General features: G+C 64.9%; 10 protein-coding genes. 2 read left to right on the forward strand and 8 right to left on the reverse strand.

Annotation, left to right across the window (positions count from 1 at the left end):
* Window positions 1–23 precede the first annotated feature (23 nt).
* Complete coding sequence (locus C8J40_RS07250) at window positions 24–2,306, reverse strand: TonB-dependent receptor (RefSeq protein WP_243693250.1); 2,283 nt, start codon at window positions 2,304–2,306, stop codon at window positions 24–26.
* Between the two features lie 175 nt (window positions 2,307–2,481).
* On the reverse strand, window positions 2,482–3,540 hold the full coding sequence (locus tag C8J40_RS07255; protein ID WP_243693251.1) for a nucleoside hydrolase: 1,059 nt from the start codon (window positions 3,538–3,540) through the stop codon (window positions 2,482–2,484).
* A 289-nt stretch (window positions 3,541–3,829) separates the two neighbouring features.
* Here C8J40_RS07255 and htpG point away from each other — a divergent pair, with 289 nt between their 5' ends.
* Window positions 3,830–5,737: a molecular chaperone HtpG gene (gene htpG, locus C8J40_RS07260; RefSeq protein ID WP_132896432.1), complete on the forward strand. Its 1,908-nt coding sequence runs from the start codon at window positions 3,830–3,832 to the stop codon at window positions 5,735–5,737.
* 46 nt (window positions 5,738–5,783) lie between these two features.
* Here the strand turns inward: htpG and C8J40_RS07265 are convergent, their stop codons facing one another.
* The 5 genes from C8J40_RS07265 to C8J40_RS07285 all read right to left on the reverse strand — a co-directional run bounded on the left by C8J40_RS07265 (window position 5,784) and on the right by C8J40_RS07285 (window position 13,827).
* Complete coding sequence (locus tag C8J40_RS07265; RefSeq protein ID WP_132896433.1) at window positions 5,784–6,383, reverse strand: ATP-binding cassette domain-containing protein; 600 nt, start codon at window positions 6,381–6,383, stop codon at window positions 5,784–5,786.
* The gene (modB, locus tag C8J40_RS07270; RefSeq protein ID WP_132896434.1) at window positions 6,373–7,062 is read right to left on the reverse strand and encodes a molybdate ABC transporter permease subunit; all 690 of its coding nucleotides are present in this window, start codon (window positions 7,060–7,062) and stop codon (window positions 6,373–6,375) included. The genes C8J40_RS07265 and modB overlap by 11 nt, the downstream gene beginning before the upstream one ends.
* Window positions 7,062–7,820: a molybdate ABC transporter substrate-binding protein gene (modA, locus tag C8J40_RS07275; protein ID WP_132896435.1), complete on the reverse strand. Its 759-nt coding sequence runs from the start codon at window positions 7,818–7,820 to the stop codon at window positions 7,062–7,064. Before modA ends, modB begins: the two co-directional genes overlap by 1 nt.
* 79 nt (window positions 7,821–7,899) lie before the next feature.
* Window positions 7,900–11,268, reverse strand: coding sequence for a polysaccharide deacetylase family protein (locus C8J40_RS07280; RefSeq protein ID WP_132896436.1), 3,369 nt, complete (start codon window positions 11,266–11,268; stop codon window positions 7,900–7,902).
* Between the two features lie 246 nt (window positions 11,269–11,514).
* The gene (locus tag C8J40_RS07285) at window positions 11,515–13,827 is read right to left on the reverse strand and encodes a TonB-dependent receptor (protein ID WP_132896645.1); all 2,313 of its coding nucleotides are present in this window, start codon (window positions 13,825–13,827) and stop codon (window positions 11,515–11,517) included.
* A 306-nt stretch (window positions 13,828–14,133) separates the two neighbouring features.
* Here C8J40_RS07285 and C8J40_RS07290 point away from each other — a divergent pair, with 306 nt between their 5' ends.
* Entirely contained in the window at window positions 14,134–14,352 is a 219-nt protein-coding gene (locus tag C8J40_RS07290; RefSeq protein WP_132896437.1) for a hypothetical protein, read from the forward strand.
* A gap of 288 nt (window positions 14,353–14,640) precedes the next feature.
* On the opposite strand, the gene lepA is transcribed toward C8J40_RS07290, so the two are convergent.
* Window positions 14,641–16,461 (reverse strand): translation elongation factor 4, encoded by a 1,821-nt coding sequence (gene lepA / locus C8J40_RS07295; protein WP_056049136.1) that lies wholly within the window; start codon window positions 16,459–16,461, stop codon window positions 14,641–14,643.
* Window positions 16,462–16,576: the final 115 nt, after the last annotated feature.

Genomic DNA, 16,576 nt, shown 5'->3' on the forward strand with positions numbered 1-16,576 from the left:
CCCGATGATCCGCTTTCGTCAGGTCAGAACGCGACCTTGAACTGCCCGCCGATGATCCGCGGTTCGTTGATCATGCCGGTCAGATTGTTGAAGTCGATCGCCGAAATGCTGCGATATTGGTTGGTGATGTTGCGGACGAACGCGCCGACCTCATACCCCTGCGGCGATTTATAGCCGACCTTGAGACCGCCTTCGAGCGACGACTTGCCGGTGAACTCGACCGCTTCGTACAGGAAGAAGTTGACGCGGCTGCGGTAAACCCAGTCGGTATAGGCATAGACCTCGCCGCCATTGCCGAGCGGAACGCCGTAGCGCGCGGTCCAGTTGGCGATCCAGCGCGGCGCCTGGGGAAGGTCGTTGCCGTCGATGATCGCGAACCCGTTGACGATCGGATCGAGCACGGTGCAGGTTGCGCAGACCCCGACACCGATGTTCCGATCGCGGATTTCGGTGAAGTTGTAGCTGCCGCTCGCAGTCAGGCTGAGTTCGGGCAATGGCCGCGCCTCGAACTCGCCCTCGACGCCGTAGCCGATCGCCTTGTTCGCGCTGATCAGCCGTGCCGAGTTGCTGCTGCCGCCGACCGCGGTGATCTGCAGGTCCTTGGTGCTGTACCAATAGGCGTCGAGCGAGAAATTCACTTTACGATCGAACAGTGTGCCCTTGAAGCCGCTCTCGCCCGAGAAGGTGGTCTGCTTCGGCGCGGTGCTCTGGACGCTGCCGAATGTCACGCGGTCCTGGATCGCGGGGCCCTGATAGCCGGTCGCGAGCCGCGAATAGACGTTGATCGCGGGCGTCAGTTCATAGGTCGCGCTGGCATCCCAGGTGACGTTCGATCCACGCACGACCGCACGCGCCGGCAACGTGTCGCTGATCCCGCTGCCCGGAATCGGTGCGGTGACGAGGTCGTTGCGATAATCGTGCGAATAGCGGACGCCTGCGCGCAGCGTCAGCAGGTCGGTCGGCTTGGCCTCGATCGACGCGAACGCGCCGTAATTCTCGTTGCGATTGTCGTGGAAGATATCCTGCGTCAGGTCGGTCGCACGCGATCCGCTACCGCCGAACGCATAGTCATATTGGTGATAGCGCAACGTCTGGTGGAAATAATACAGCCCGCCCTGGAGGCGGATGCCGTTCATGTCCTCGCTCGCGTAGCGCAGTTCCTGGCTGAACTCCTTCGGCTTTGTCAGGCCGCCGGTGTTCGACGGGAACAGCCCGACGCCGATCGCACCGATCGTGCCGCCAAGGAACGTATAGTTGTTGCCGCCGTCGACGTCGCCCGTGCTCTCGACCTTGGCCTGCTCGTAGCCGGTGACCGAGTAGAATGTGCCGATGCCGTCGAGATGATAGTCGAGCCGGAGGTTGGTGCCCCACTGCGTCAGGCTCTGGCTGGTATAGCCGTCGAGCGTGGCGTGCTTAGGGTCGAACCCAGTGTTGAAGTCGTTCGTGCCGGGCTTGAACAATCCGGCGCGGAAGATGCGCGGCGATCCGGTGAGGTCGCGAACATGGACGTTCAGCAATGCGTTGAAATCGCTGCTGGTGTAGCCAAGCTGGAAGCGGCCGGCGACATCGCGATAGCCCTCGAGCTTGCGGTCGGCGTTGCCCGTCGTGGAGTCGTTCTTAACCCAATCGTCGCGCGACTGGATGATGCCCGAGGCGCGGAACGCGAAGCCGTTGCCGATCGGCAGGTTCAGCGCGGCCTCGCCGTTGATCGTGTTGTAGGTCGCCCAGGATCCAGTCGCATAGCCCGAGACCTTGTCGGGGTTCGGCTTGGCGGAATCGATCTTCACGACGCCGGCCGGCGTGTTGCGCCCGAACAGCGTGCCCTGCGGCCCACGCAGCACTTCGACGCTTTGCAGATCGAAGACCGGGAACGACTTCAACATCGGGTTCTCGAGTGCGACGTCGTCGTACACGACCGAGACCGGCTGCGCGGCGTTGGGATCGAAATCGGTGTTGCCGAGGCCGCGGATATAGAAGCGCGGGAACGTGCGCCCGAACGACGATTCGACCTGGAGACTTGGCGTGCGGCCAGCGAGGAAGCGGATGTCGAGACCGCTCGAATTGAGCACGTCGAGCTTCTCGCCGCTGATCGCAGTGACCGCGAGCGGCACGTCCTTCGACGATTCCTGGCGGCGTGTCGCGGTGACGACGATCTCGCCAAGTCCCTGATCGCCTGCCGGATCGCTGGCAGTCCGGCCAACTGGCGCTTGTTGCTGCGCGACGGCTGGCGCGGCGAAGACGAGGAGTGGCGCGCTGGCGGCCAACAACCGGGCGATGGCAGACGTACGAACGGGCAAGCGAATCATGGATGGTCCCCCCTTGGGCTTCGAACATCCTCCGGCGTCGATCCGTGTGACCCGGATCCGTCGTCGATCGGTAACACCGCTGTAACGTGCTGCAATAGGCGCGATCGGGCACGATGCATTTTTGCCGGGCACCGCGACATCTTTGCCCCAGTCGGCGCTGCCGACGCGGTGATGGTCAACGCCGCGGCGGTCGGGTGTACAGGGTCCGCATGGCCGCCTCCATCTTCGCTCGATCGACTTGCAAGACGACGGTCTGCGCGCGTTCGCCAAGATGGGGCCGGTACGTGTCGTGCCAGGATAGCGTATCGCCGTACCCGGCGGTCTGGCTGGTGTCGAAATCGATGTGGAGCGTCTCGGCGCGCGTGACGATGGCTGGCTCCAGCCAGACCATCGCCGCAATCTCGTCCCACATCGGAAACCCTGGCTCGAGCCCGGTCTGAAGTGCGTCGGTGAGCGGGGTATGCGCCGGTTTCAAGCTATCAAGAAAGGCGCGCGTCCACTGCGTCCCCGTCGACGGATCAATCGGCACCATCGTCACCTTCGGCCACACCCCGTGCGCCATGATCCGCGCCGCTTCGGGGTCCCAACGAATGTTGAATTCGCGGCGCGGCGTGTTGACGAACTCACGCGCAAATTCCGCAGCCGCCGGCGTGTCGAGCGTCTGCTTCGGATTGAGACTGCCCCCCATGTAGACCAGTTCCTTCACATTCGCAGCAAAGCTCGGATCGAGGCTCTGCGCGATCGCGATGTTGGTCATCGGTCCCGTCGCGAACAGCGTGATCTGGTGCGGATGTGCGCGCACCATCCGGACGAGAAACGCGGCGGCGATTTCACCCGTCGGCTTGGTCACCGGATCGCCGATCGGCAAGCTCGGGACGATTGCGGGCGACGGCGTGCCGGGGGACGACTGGCTCTCGGCGCCGGATGCAGGCTCGGTCCACGCCCCTTTGAATTCGAGCCGACCATATTGCCCCTCCCACCGCTTGGTCGCCTCCTGCGTGTTGAGGAGCGGAAAGGTCGCGCCCGGCACCACCGGCACATCGGTACGCCCGAGGATCTCGACCGTTCGCAGCGCATAGGCGGTCGCGGTATCGCGCCAAACCGAGCCACTGGTCGTGGTGATCCCCAGCACGGCGACATCGGGCGCCTGGAGCAGCAGCGCGGGGGCACCGTTCAGTCCCACCACGTCGTCATCGATCAGGACAAGACGCTTGGCCGGCATATCCTTAGCCACGCCCGCGATGGGAAAGGCCAGCGCCATGAGCGCCGCGAGACAAGAGGCCGAAACTGTTCGCATGGGCACGCTACACTCTTCTCTGCGGATGATGTCTACGGATGATCGGCGTGAACATCCCCTGCCCGCATCGCAGCCGTCAATTGCAAAGCGGCAGCTCCCCCTTTTCAGTCGCTATCGAGGGTGCACGATCAGGCATGGGCGACATGTGCGTCCGCCGCCTCTTGAATTCGTTTCGGTGCCCGTCCAACTCTCCGCCACGAATATTCAGCGAAGGTCGTTCCGTACCATGACTCCAGACACCGCTTCCATCGATCCCCAGACGACGACGCCCGACACTCACGCCTTCGAGGCGGATGTCGCGCGGCTGCTGCACATGATGGTGCACTCGGTCTATTCGGATAAGACCGTATTCCTGCGCGAGCTGATCTCGAATGCTGCCGACGCGTGCGAGAAGCTGCGCTATGAGGCGTTGAGCGCGCCCGAACTGCTCGGCGACGAGACCCGCACGCAGATCGCGATCACGCTCGATCCCGAAGCGCGCACGCTCACGATCGAGGACAACGGCATCGGCATGACCGCCGACGACATGGGCGAGGCGCTCGGCACGATCGCGCGCTCGGGCACCAAGGCGTTCATGGACCGCATCGCCGCCAGCTCGGGCAGCGAGGGCGCACAGCTGATCGGCCAGTTCGGCGTCGGCTTCTATTCCGCGTTCATGGTCGCCGAAAAGGTCGACGTCGTCTCGCGTCGCGCAGGCGCCGACACCGCCTCGGTCTGGTCGTCGGACGGCCTCGGCACCTACACGATCGCGCCGGTCGACACCGCCGAAGCGCCGTCACGTGGCACCCGCGTCGTGCTCCATCTGCTCGAAGACGCAACGTCGTTCACCGAGCGCTACACCGTCGAGCGGCTGATCAAGGACCAGTCGGGGCATGTCCCGGTCCCGATCACCCTGCGCGAAAAACCCGATGCCGAGCCGGTCGATATCGCCGATGGCGCCGCCTTGTGGACCAAGCCCAAATCCGAGATCAGCACCGAAGACTATGCCGATTTCTATCGCAGCGTCTCCGGCCAGTTCGACGAGCCGGCGCTGACGCTCCACTACCGCGCGGAAGGGATGCACGAATATTCGGTGCTCGCGTTCGTGCCCGGCGCCAAGCCGTTCGACCTGTTCGATCCCGACCGCAACGGCCGGATGAAGCTGTACGTGAAGCGCGTCTTCATCACCGACGATGCCGAAGTCCTGCCGCGCTATCTTCGCTTCATGCGCGGGCTGGTGGACTCGTCGGATCTGCCGCTCAACGTCTCGCGCGAGATGATCCAGGAAAGCCCGATGCTCGCCGCGATCCGCAAGGGCGTGACCGGCCGGGTGCTGAGCGAACTCGACAAGCTCGCGACACGCGATGCCGACGCGTATGCGAAGATCTGGGAGAATTTCGGCGCGGTCCTGAAGGAGGGACTGTACGAGGATTTCGAACGCCGCGAGGCGCTGCTCAAGCTCGCGCGCTTCAAGACCACGACGTCCGGCAGCGCATGGCGTTCGGTCGCCGATTATGTCGGCGCGATGAAGGAGAACCAGACCGCGATCTATTACGCGGTCGGCACCGACCTCGACCGTCTTGAAGCCTCGCCGCAGCTTGAAGGGTTCCGCGCGCGGGGTATCGAAGTGCTGCTGCTGCCGGACTCGGTCGACGGGTTCTGGGTCACGGCGGGCATCGACTCCGACGGCAAGCCGTTCAAGTCGGTCACGCAGGGCGCCGCCGATCTCGGGCTGATCCCGCTGGTCGATGGCGCGGAGGCCCCCACCGCCGATGCCACGCCCGAAGTCGCGGACTTCATCACTTTCGTGAAGACCACGCTCGGCGACGCGGTATCCGAGGTTCGCGCGTCCGAACGGCTTACCGACAGCGCGGTCTGCCTGGTCGCGGCGGATAGCGGGATGGACCGCCAGCTCGAACGCATCCTGGCGGCCAGCGGTCAGGCGATGCCGGCCGCCAAGCCGGTGCTGGAGATCAACCCGCGCTCGGCGTTGATCGCCAAGCTGGCAGCGCTCGGCGAGGACGAGACGGCTCTGCGCGAGGATGCCGCACACCTGCTGTTCGACGAAGCGCAGATCGCCGATGGCGAGCGGCCGCTCGATGCGCGAGCATTTTCGGCGCGGCTGAGCCGGCTGTTCACGCGCGCGCTCGGGTAACCGGTTTGCGTTCTCCCCACCCTGCGAGGTGGGGAGAAGGCCGGCCTCACATCCGGACCACGCGCGTCCCGATCCGTTCCGCTTCGGCCGGGTCATGCGTCACCATCAGGATCGGCAGCTTCAGCACGTCGCGGACGTGTTCGATCGCAACGAGCACTTCCTCGCGTCGGGCGCGATCCAGCGAGGACAGCGGTTCGTCGAGGAGCAGAAAGCGCGGGTGGCTAAGCAACGCGCGGCCGATCGCGACGCGCTGCGCTTCGCCGCCCGACAATGTGCGCGGCCAGCGATCCAGAAGGTGACCGATGCCGAGGAACCCGATTTGCTCCTCGAACGCATCATGCTCGCGGCCAGCGCCGTAGAGAAGGTTCGCCCGGACACGCATGTGCGGGAAGAGGCGTGCGTCCTGGAATACATAGCCGGCGCGGCGACGTTCGGGGGGGACGTCGATACCGTTCCCGAACAGCGTTTCGCCGTCGACCGCGATGCGGCCGCGGTCGGGGCGGAACAACCCGGCGATCATGTTGAGCACGCTCGACTTGCCGATGCCGGACGGACCGAACAGCACGGTGGCGCCATCGCCTGCGTCTAGCGTCAGCGCGACGTGCGCGTCGCCGAGACGCTTCTCGATATCGATCTCAAAGGACACGAAGGCCTCGCCCTGCGCGGCGCGTCAGCAGTTCGGACGCGATCAAAGCGATCAGCGACAACCCCACCGATACACATGATAATCGCCATACCAACGCGTCGGCACCAGGCTGCTGAAGCGCCGAATAGATCGCGAGCGGCAAGGTCTGCGTTTCGCCGGGCACGTTGGAGACAAACGTGATCGTTGCCCCGAACTCGCCGATCGATCGCGCGAAGCCGAGCACCGCACCCGCCAATACGCCCGGCACGCTGAGCGGCAGGGTGAGCGTCCAGAATACGCGCCACGGCCCCGCCCCCAGTGTCCGCGCCGCGTTTTCAAGTCGCCTATCCACCGCCTCGATCGAGATCCGCATCGCGCGCACCATCAGCGGCAATGCCATCACGCCCGCCGCAATTGCCGCGCCGATCCAGCGGAATAACACCGTGACGCCGAACCAGTCCTGCAGCCACGCGCCGATCGGGCCATTGGGACCGAACGCGAGCAACAGGAGCCAGCCGGTCACGACCGGCGGCACCACCAGCGGCAAATGGATCGCCGCGTCGACCACGACTTTACCCGGGAAGCGGACCCGTGCGAGCAGCCACGCCAGTGCGAACGCGATCGGCAAGGTCACCGCCATCGCCACGCCGCCGACTTTCAACGACAGCGCGACGATACCCCATTCGGCTGCATCGAGCACTAGCGCGCGGAGAATCCGTAGCGGACGAAGATCGCCTTACCCGCGGGCGAGACGAGGAAGCGGCGGAAGCCCTCGGCCTCCGGGTTCGTCGACGTCTTCAGCCGCGCGATCGGATAGGCGATCGCGGGATGCGTGGCCTCCGGGAAGACGCCAGCGATACGAACCTTGGTTGATGCCTTGGCATCGGTTGCGTAGACGATCGCGAGCGGCGCCGCGCCGCGCTCGACCAGCGCCAGCGTCGCGCGGACATTCTCCGCACGCACCACCTTCGGCGAGACCTGCGCCCAGACGCCGAGGTTCTCCAGCGACGCCTGCCCGTACTTGCCGGCCGGGACTGCAGTATCCGCCATCGCCAATGGCCCGGCCGTGAGGACGCGAACAAGGGCTGCGGGCGGGCGCACCGGGATACGGACCTTGCTGCCCGCCGGCGCCGCGACGACAAGGCGGTTGCCGAGGAACGTCACGCGGGTACTGGCGACGATTAGATTCTTCGTAGCGAGCGCGTTCATCCAGTCCTCGTCCGCCGACACAAACAAATCCGCGGGCGCACCGGCCTCGACCTGCCGCGCCAAAGCCGACGACGCCGCGAACGAAATTGTCGGCTTTACATGCCCCCTCTTCGCCCATGCGTCGGCAGCGGCGGTAAGCGATTCCTGTAGCGAGGCGGCAGCGAGCACCAGCGGCGGACGCTGCTGTGCCTGGGCACCCGTCGCGCCAAGGCCGACCGTCATCACCAGCGCCGACGTTAGATACCGCATACTGCTTGCCCCTAGAACCCTGCGCGTACCGATATATAGCGCCGGACCATAACGCTAGCCGGCTCGATATGTTGCGCGCTTAGTTCGCAGTCACGCGCCCGGTCCGCGCGAGCTTGCCCCAGCCGACCAGCGGCCCCCGCAGAGCCTGCGCGATCGCCTTCAGCACGACGTAATACATCACCTGGCGATAGCCGATCCGTTGTGGAATCAGCAGCCAGAGCAACCGCCAGCGTTCCTTACGCTCAAGCGCAAACGCGATCGTTGCGGCAAGCAGGTCGATCGCGGTGAAGATCAACCAATAGGCGAGCATCGTATAGACGTCGTGGCTGGTCTGCTCCCAGCCATGCGCCTGCACCGCGAGATAGGTCGAGGCGAAGCTGACCAGCAACGCGAGGTCGATGATCGGCGAGATCGAAGCGAGCACGATCTGGAACACGATCGCCTGCGGCAACCCGACCCAGCCGAGCCCGCGCGGATGCGAACTGCCGATCGCCGAGCGGTGCTTGTAGAGGCACTGCAAAGTCCCGAACGCCCAGCGGAAGCGCTGTTTGGCGAGCGCGCGGATCGTCTCGGGCGCCTCGGTCCAGGCGATCGCGAACTGGTCGTACTGCACCTTCCAGCCGTGGCGCTGGATCGCGATCGTGAGGTCCTGGTCCTCGGCGAGCGTGTCGTCGGGATAGCCGCCGACGCTGCGGATCGCTTCCAGACGCCATGCGCCGACCGCGCCCGGCACGACGGTCATCGCGTTCAATCGGGCGAGCGCGCGACGTTCGAGATTCTGCGCGGTGATATATTCGAGCGCCTGCCATTTGGTGATCAAATTGACTCGGTTGCCGACCTTCGCATTGCCCGCGACCGCACCGAGCTTCGGATCGTCGAACCACCGCGCGAGGCGGGCGATGGTCATCGGTTCGAACTGCGTATCGGCATCGAGCGCAATCACGATCTCGCCGCGCGCGAGTTCGAGCCCGCGGTTGAGCGCGCGGGCTTTCCCCCCGTTCTCCAGCGTCAACAGGCGGACGCGGTCGTCGCTTGCGAACGCCTCGGACACGACGCGGCTGGTGCCGTCGCTCGAGCCATCGTCGATCACGATCACCTCGATCGCGACGTCGTTCGACGCCAGCACGCCCTCAACCGCGCGGACGATCACGCGCTCCTCGTTGAACGCCGGGATCATCACCGTCACGAACCGCGACGGATCGATCGTCGGGAACACCGTCTTCAACTCGCGGCGTGCCTGGATCAGCGCGAGCGCCGACAAGGCCAAGGCGCGGATAATGCCGATCGTGATCGCGATGCCGAAGATCCAGCGCAGCGCTACGACGATACCGCCAAGCGTGCTGAACAGCGCGAGATCGGCGACGGCGGCGACGCGGTCGCTCGACGAGATCACCGGCATCGACTGATTGCGCGACAGCCCGGCGAGCGTGGAGACGGGCACAAAGCTGTAGCCCATCGCGCGCAACCGCTCGATGATGATCGGCAGCGCGGCGACGGTCTCGGCGCGGTTGCCGCCGGCGTCATGGAGCAGGATGACGTTGCCGCTGCGCTCGGGATTGCCCGCCTCGACGCCCGCGATCGTCCGGTCGATAATCGCTTGTACGCCCGGCCGCTTCCAGTCGTCGGGATCGACGTGGAGGCCGACCGAGATATAGCCGCGCTGTTGCGCTTCGAGCGCGGGCAAGATTTCGTCCGCGGTGCTCGGCTCGGCATCGCCGAAATAGGGCGCGCGGAACAGCCGGAGCGACCGCCCGGTGAATGCCTGGAACAGCCGCTGCGTCGCGTTAAGCTCATACTTCACCTGCCGCTGCGAGACGTTGGCGAGATTGGGATGCGTATAGGTGTGGCTGCCGATCTCATGGCCTTCGTCGACCATGCGCTCAAGCAGCGGCCGCTCGGTCAGCGCGTTCTCGCCGATCACGAAGAACGTCGCTGGGGCATGCTCGCGCTTGAGCACGTCGAGGATCTGCGGCGTCCATTCGGGATCCGGGCCGTCGTCGAACGTCAGCGCGAGCTGTTTCGGACGATAGCCGGTCCGCACCACGACATAGGGCGACGGCATCCGCGTGAAGACGACATCGGCGAGCGTGCCGTCCTTGGCCGGTACCGCGTCGCGGATGCCGGTGACGGGCTCGGCGGCGATCTTGAGGATCTCGCCGCTGCCCTCGATATCGACGTTGGTGCCGGCGGGCATCGCGTCGATCGCATCGGGGATCGGCAGTTTGCGATGATCGCGACCCCAGATCGACCAGAGCCCGGGGTCCTCCGAGCCCAGACGCCACAGCGCGACGCTGCCCAGGCCCGCCTTTTGCAGGAACGCGATCTGGTTGTAGGCCGACGCCGCATCGAGCAGCCAGACCTGATGCTGCACGCCGCCTTCGGAATAGGCGAAGCTGCTGTTGCCGCTCGCCTTGTCGAAGGTCGGCATCGTGCCCGAGTCCGCGGCGTTCTGCCACGCCTCCTCGACATCGAGCGCATCGCCGTTGCCCGCATCGGCGCCCGCGTGCCAGTCATACGCGTACGAGCCGATCGCGACGACCAGCTTCGACGGCGGGATACCGCGCGCTGCGTCGGCTACCATGCGCGCGAACCAGCGCTGCGAGGCGATCGGGCCGGGCGCGCCGCTGGTCTCGTGCTCGTCATACGCCATCAGGAAGACCTTGTCGGTCACCTTGGCGTAGGCGGGCAGGTTCCAGTCGGGGTTGCCGACCGGCGCAGCGATCGCGACCACCCAGCCGCGCGGCGCAAACCGCGCGCGCGTTTCGGCAAGGAAGGCGCGGTAATTGGGTTGCGCCGATGCGGGCAGGTCCTCGAAATCGTAGAACACGCCGCCGGCATGGTTCGCGCTCAGGAACGGCACGAGCTTGTCGAGGAAGGCCGCACGTGCCTTGGGATCGGCGAACAGCGACGCGCTGCCGGCGCCATCCCAGTTCCCGTCGACCGCGTTCTGCACCATCGGCAGGATCATCGGCCGGTGGACCGCCTTGTTGAGGATGTCGCGCCCGGCCTGGTCGCGGAACACGGTGATGTGGTGATCCTTGCCGGTGATCGAGACCCAGCCGGGGATCAGCCAGTCGAGTTGTTCGACGTGCCGCGCGAGGCTGGCGGTGCTCGCCTCGTCCCACGGCGCATGGAAGGCGATCGCAAGCGCCGGGTTGGCGCCATTGCCGACACCCGGCTTTGCCGCGCTGGTCCCGAACAGTTGCTTGGCGTAGTAATTGAGGTCGCGCCGGGTCTCGCGGAGGATGCCGCCACGCGGTGCGGGCAGCTTGTGAAGCGCGGGGTGCTCGGGCTCGATCGGCAGCAACGGCGCGGTCGGCACCGCGCCGATCGAGACGGCGAACACCGCGATCGACAGCAGCAGCAGCGCGATGAACGCCGCGACGCCGAAGGTGAACCGCCGCCGACGACGGCCGCTTGCATCATAGAATACGGGATTGAGCGACATGGTGCGAGTATCAACCGGCCGAAGGAAAACGGCAACTCGCCGCAACAATTCGCTACAATGCCGTTTGCGTGAGCGCTTCTGAAAAATGCGTCACGCATAGTTTAGGTAACGTCGCGGTTACTACTGCATCCCCTCCCGCAAGCGGGAGGGGACCGAGGGGTGGGCACCCGGCTCGAACACACGCCGCGCTTGACGATAGCGCGAGCCCACCCCCAACCCCTCCCGCTTACGGGAGAGGGGAAGAAATCAGCGGAACTTGCCGCTGAGCGAGACGCCGATGATCCGCGGCTCGTTGAACACCGCCGCCATGTAGTTCTCGATCACGCCCTTAAGGTTCTTCTCGCCAGTGATGTTGCGCGCGAATACCGCCAACTCATACGCATCGTCCGGCGCCGCGTAGCCGATCTTCAGGCCACCCTCGAAGTTGCCGTTCGCGGTGAACTCCTTGGTCTTGTACAGCACGAACTGCGTGTAGCCCTGGATGTTGAAGTCGCCCGCGATGAACGCGCGACCGCCATTGCCCAGCGGCTGGTCGTAGCGCGCGGTGAGGTCGACGTTGTATTCCGGCGCATTCGGCAGCGGCTCGCCGTCGATCTTGACCAGGTATGTCGTACCGAACGGACCGACGATCGCCCGCGGCGTCCGCGATGGCGTGCAGACCACGACGCTGTTGAGCGCGCAGATCTGTACCTCGGTGGTCTTGTCGCGGATCGCGCTGTGCAGCAAGCTGAGCCCTGCGCCCAGCGTGAGGTTCGGGACAGGCTTCCAGTTTGCTTCGGCTTCCATGCCGTAGGCCTCGGCCTTGTTGCCGTTGAACAGGATGCCGTTGCCGTTCACATCGTTGCCGTTGAGCTGGATGTCGTTGACGCGGTAGCCGAACACCGTCGCGTTGAGGCTCAGCGTGTTGTCGAGCAGACGCGTCTTGATCCCCGTCTCCCACGACAGGATCGTCTCCGAGTTCGCGGTCGAGAAGTCGGAGTTGAACACCGCCGAACGCCCCTGGATCGTCGGTCCGCGGAAGCCCTGAGCTACGCGCGAATACAGGCTAATGTCGGGGTTCGCCTGATACAGGATGCTCGCATCCCAGCTTGGCTTGGTCGACTTCAGCGTGACGTCGCGACGGAAGCCTGCCGGGTACTGGTTGACGCCCAGCGCATTCTGGACGGTCTTCAGCAGTTGCGTACGCTTCTTGTCCTCGGTGATGCGACCGCCGAGCGTGACCGTCAGCTTGTCCATCAGCTCGTAGCTGAATTGGCCGAAGCCCGCCCACGACGTGTTGACGTCGTGCAGCCGTACCCAGTTGTTGGGGTTCGGCCGGGTTCCGTTCACGTCCGGCGCGGTCAGGAAGAACGTCCGCTGGTAGAAATCGGTGATGTCGCGGTTGTCGAAATACAGGCCGCCGAGCTGCCAATTGAAGCGGCCGCCGGGTGTGCCGGCAATACGCAGTTCCTGCGACCATTGGTCGAGATCGCGGATCTGCCCCTGCGACTCGCCAAAGCCGTTCGCGCGCCCATTGAACGGAAAGCTGACGGCCGCACCACCATCGGTATCGCCGCGGCTGAAGCCCGACGTCGTCTCGTACGCAGTGATCGAGGTCAGCGTGGCCGGACCGAAGTCGTAGCCTGCGCGCGCCGAGCCGCCATAGGTGTTGTAGCTCTGCGGATTGTCGTTCCCCTCGTCGAGCGCCACCGTATTGCGCGGTTCGGCCGACACGTCGTTCGAGCCCTTCTTGAGCGCGCCGCGGTGGAACAACGTCGAGGTGCCGTCATACCAGCGGGCATGCCCCGACAGGTCGAGCGTGAAGCGCTCGCCCGGGGTCAGCATCAGCTGGACGCGGACGTTGCGATCGTCGAAGCCGCCCATCGCGTCCTTGCGCGGCGTCGCTGTGTTGTCGGCGCTGACGCCGGCGAACCGGTTGTCGACATAGTTCTCACGGTGCTGGATCAGCGTCGACAGGCGGATCGAGAGCAGGTCCTTGATCAGCGGGCCACCGACACCGGCGTCCAGGCTGACGCTGTTGTACGAACCGACCGAGGCGGATGCACGGCTCTCGAAGTCGTTGCTCGGCTTGATCGTGTCGAACTTGATGATGCCGGCGGTGGTGTTGCGGCCGAACAGCGACCCTTGCGGACCGCGCAGCACTTCGACCTGACGGACGTCGAACACCGGGTTCGACTTCAGCACGACATGCTCGAGGATCACGTCGTCCTGGATGATCGTGACCGGCTGCGAGGCGCCGAGGTAGAAATCGATGTTGCCGAGCCCGCGGATGTAGAAGCGCGGGAAGATGCGGCCGGTCGTCGATTCGACGTACAGTCCGGGGACGCGACCCGACAGCGCGAGCAGCGTGTCGTCGCCGCCGGCGGTATAGGCGCGCAGCGCGTCACCCGATGCGACACCGACCGAGAGCGGCACCTTCTGGAGGTTCTCGGAGCGACGCTCGGCGGTGACGACGATATCGCCGAGACCTTCCTCGGGAGCAGCCTGCTCCTGAACGGGCGCTGCCTGCGCGAACGCGGCCGTACCACCCACAACCGAACCAAACGCGACGCCGAGCATCAGCGCCGACTTAACGAGCGAAATCTTCACGATGATATTCCCCAATCGTGCGGCGCCGTCCCTGACGAGAAGCCGCACATCCCAAAATACAACGTCGTTGATCGTCCTCGACCATCCTCCCCGGACGGCACGACGACGCCTCGCGACGCTCACTCCCCAGGCCGGCGGTTAGGTCGGGATTGTGTTAGGATGATGACAGTTGGTTGCGGCGTTTTGGGGCTGGCGCCGGTTTGCAACACGGTGCGATATTTTTGCCGATGGCAGGGAGCGGGAACGCCATGCTAGCTTCAACCTATGGGCTTGGTGATGCGATTTTGGCTGACCATTCGGCGTTCGGGTTGGTTCGAGCCCAGTGCGACCGGCGGCCTCTTCCCGTTCCCCTTCGCCTGGCAGGCCTGGGCGATTATGGCGGCGTTTATCGCCGCGATCGCGGCGAGCGTCGTACTGCACGGCGAAGCGGCCTGGCTGACCCGGATTATCCTGTGCGTCGGCTACATCGCGTTTGGGATCGCAACGTACGAGTGACGGCGACGGGCAGATAATGAGAGAGCGCTTTGGCGTAAACGATACCTACCCCCGTCGTGCCAGCGAACGCTGGTATCTGCCAGTTCGAGCCGGACGCCCCCCGGAGATACCCCAGCGTTCGCTGGGGTGACGGCGGTTGACGATGGGAGAACAAGAGCGGACTGCCGTTCGAACGCAACCTCAGTCGCGCCGCGGCGAAAGCCGCGCCGTCGAACGACACGACCGAGTACGAGCTCGGCCGGTCGCCGTCCGGCTAGACGCTTATCCTCGTCCAAGCAAAGCTTGGCCTCAGGCGTCGTCGCCCATCCTCAGCGCCGCGATAAACGCTTCCTGCGGGATGCTGACAGACCCGTATTCGCGCATCTTCAGCTTGCCCTTCTTCTGCTTCTCCAGAAGCTTCTTCTTGCGGCTCGCGTCGCCGCCATAGCATTTGGCGGTCACGTCCTTGCGCATCGCGCTGATCGTCTCGCGCGCGATCACCTTGCCGCCGATTGCCGCCTGGATCGGGATCTTGAACAGATGGCGCGGGATCAGTTCCTTCAAGCGCTCGACCATGCCGCGACCGCGGACTTCGGCGGTACCGCGGTGGACGATCATGCTCAGCGCATCGACCGGCTCCTCGTTGACCAGGATACCCATCTTGACGAGATCGCCCTCGCGGTAGCCGATCTGATGATAATCGAAGCTCGCATAGCCTTTCGACATCGACTTCAGCCGATCGTAGAAATCGAACACGACCTCGTTTAGCGGCAGCTCGTAGGTCGCCTGCGCGCGACCGCCGACATAGGTCAGGTTCTTCTGGATGCCGCGGCGGTCCTGACAGAGCTTCAGAACGCTGCCGAGATACTCGTCGGGGACGTAGATCGTCGCCTCGATCCACGGCTCGCTGATCGTCGCGATCTTGTTCGGCTCGGGCATGTCGGCGGGGTTGTGCAGCTCGATATGCGTCGTGCCGGACGGATCGGGGTGGGTCAGCTCGATCTCATAGACGACGGACGGCGCGGTGGTGATCAGGTCCAGATCGTATTCGCGCGTCAGCCGCTCCTGGATGATCTCCAGATGCAGCAGCCCGAGGAAGCCGCAGCGAAAGCCGAAGCCCAGTGCCGCCGACGTCTCCATCTCGAACGAGAAGCTCGCATCGTTCAACCGCAACTTCGAAATGCTTTCGCGCAGCTTCTCAAACTCGGCGGCATCGACCGGGAACATCCCGCAGAACACGACCGGCTGGACTTCCTTGAAGCCCGCGAGCGCTTCGAGCGCTGGCCGCTTGGCATCGGTGATCGTGTCGCCGACGCGGGTCTGGGCGACCTCTTTGATCTGTGCGGTGATGAAGCCCATCTCGCCGGTGCCGAGCTCTGTCAGCTGCTCGATCTTCGGACGGAAACAGCCGACCCGGTCGACCAGATGCATCGTGCCGGTCTGCATGAACTTGATCTGCTGGCCCTTCTTCAGGACCCCGTCGATCACGCGCACCAGGATGACGACGCCGAGATACGGATCGTACCAGCTGTCGACCAGCATCGCTTTCAGCGGCGCCTCCGGGTCGCCGCTGGGCGGTGGGATCTTGGTGACGATCGCCTCGAGGATCTCGACGATGCCGATGCCCGACTTTGCCGACGCGAGCACCGCCTCGGATGCATCGATGCCGATCACGTCCTCGATTTCCTTGCGCACCTTCTCGGGTTCGGCGGCGGGCAGATCGATCTTGTTGATCACCGGCACGATCTCGTGGTCGTGCTCGATCGACTGGTACACGTTGGCGAGCGTCTGCGCCTCGACGCCCTGTGCGGCATCGACCACCAGCAGCGCGCCTTCGCACGCGGCGAGGCTGCGACTCACCTCATAGGCGAAGTCGACATGGCCCGGCGTGTCCATCAGGTTGAGGACGTAATCGAGGCCGTCCTTCGCGTGATACGCAAGGCGCACGGTCTGCGCCTTGATCGTGATCCCGCGCTCCTTCTCGATGTCCATGTTGTCGAGCACCTGCTCGGACATTTCGCGCGCGGTGAGGCCGCCAGTTTCCTGGATCAGCCGATCGGCGAGCGTCGACTTGCCGTGGTCGATATGGGCGATGATGGAAAAATTGCGGATGCGGTCGAGCGGAGTCATGCCGCGCTCCTAGCAGTGCCGTTCCGTGTGCGATAGATCGCACCAACACTCGACAGGGAGCAGCTGATATTTGTCTTGCCCGGACTTGCTGTCGCGGCTAGGGGGCTCACCGGCA

Origin of the sequence: Sphingomonas sp. PP-CC-3A-396, assembly GCF_004343105.1 — a bacterium.
Lineage (GTDB): Bacteria > Pseudomonadota > Alphaproteobacteria > Sphingomonadales > Sphingomonadaceae > Sphingomonas.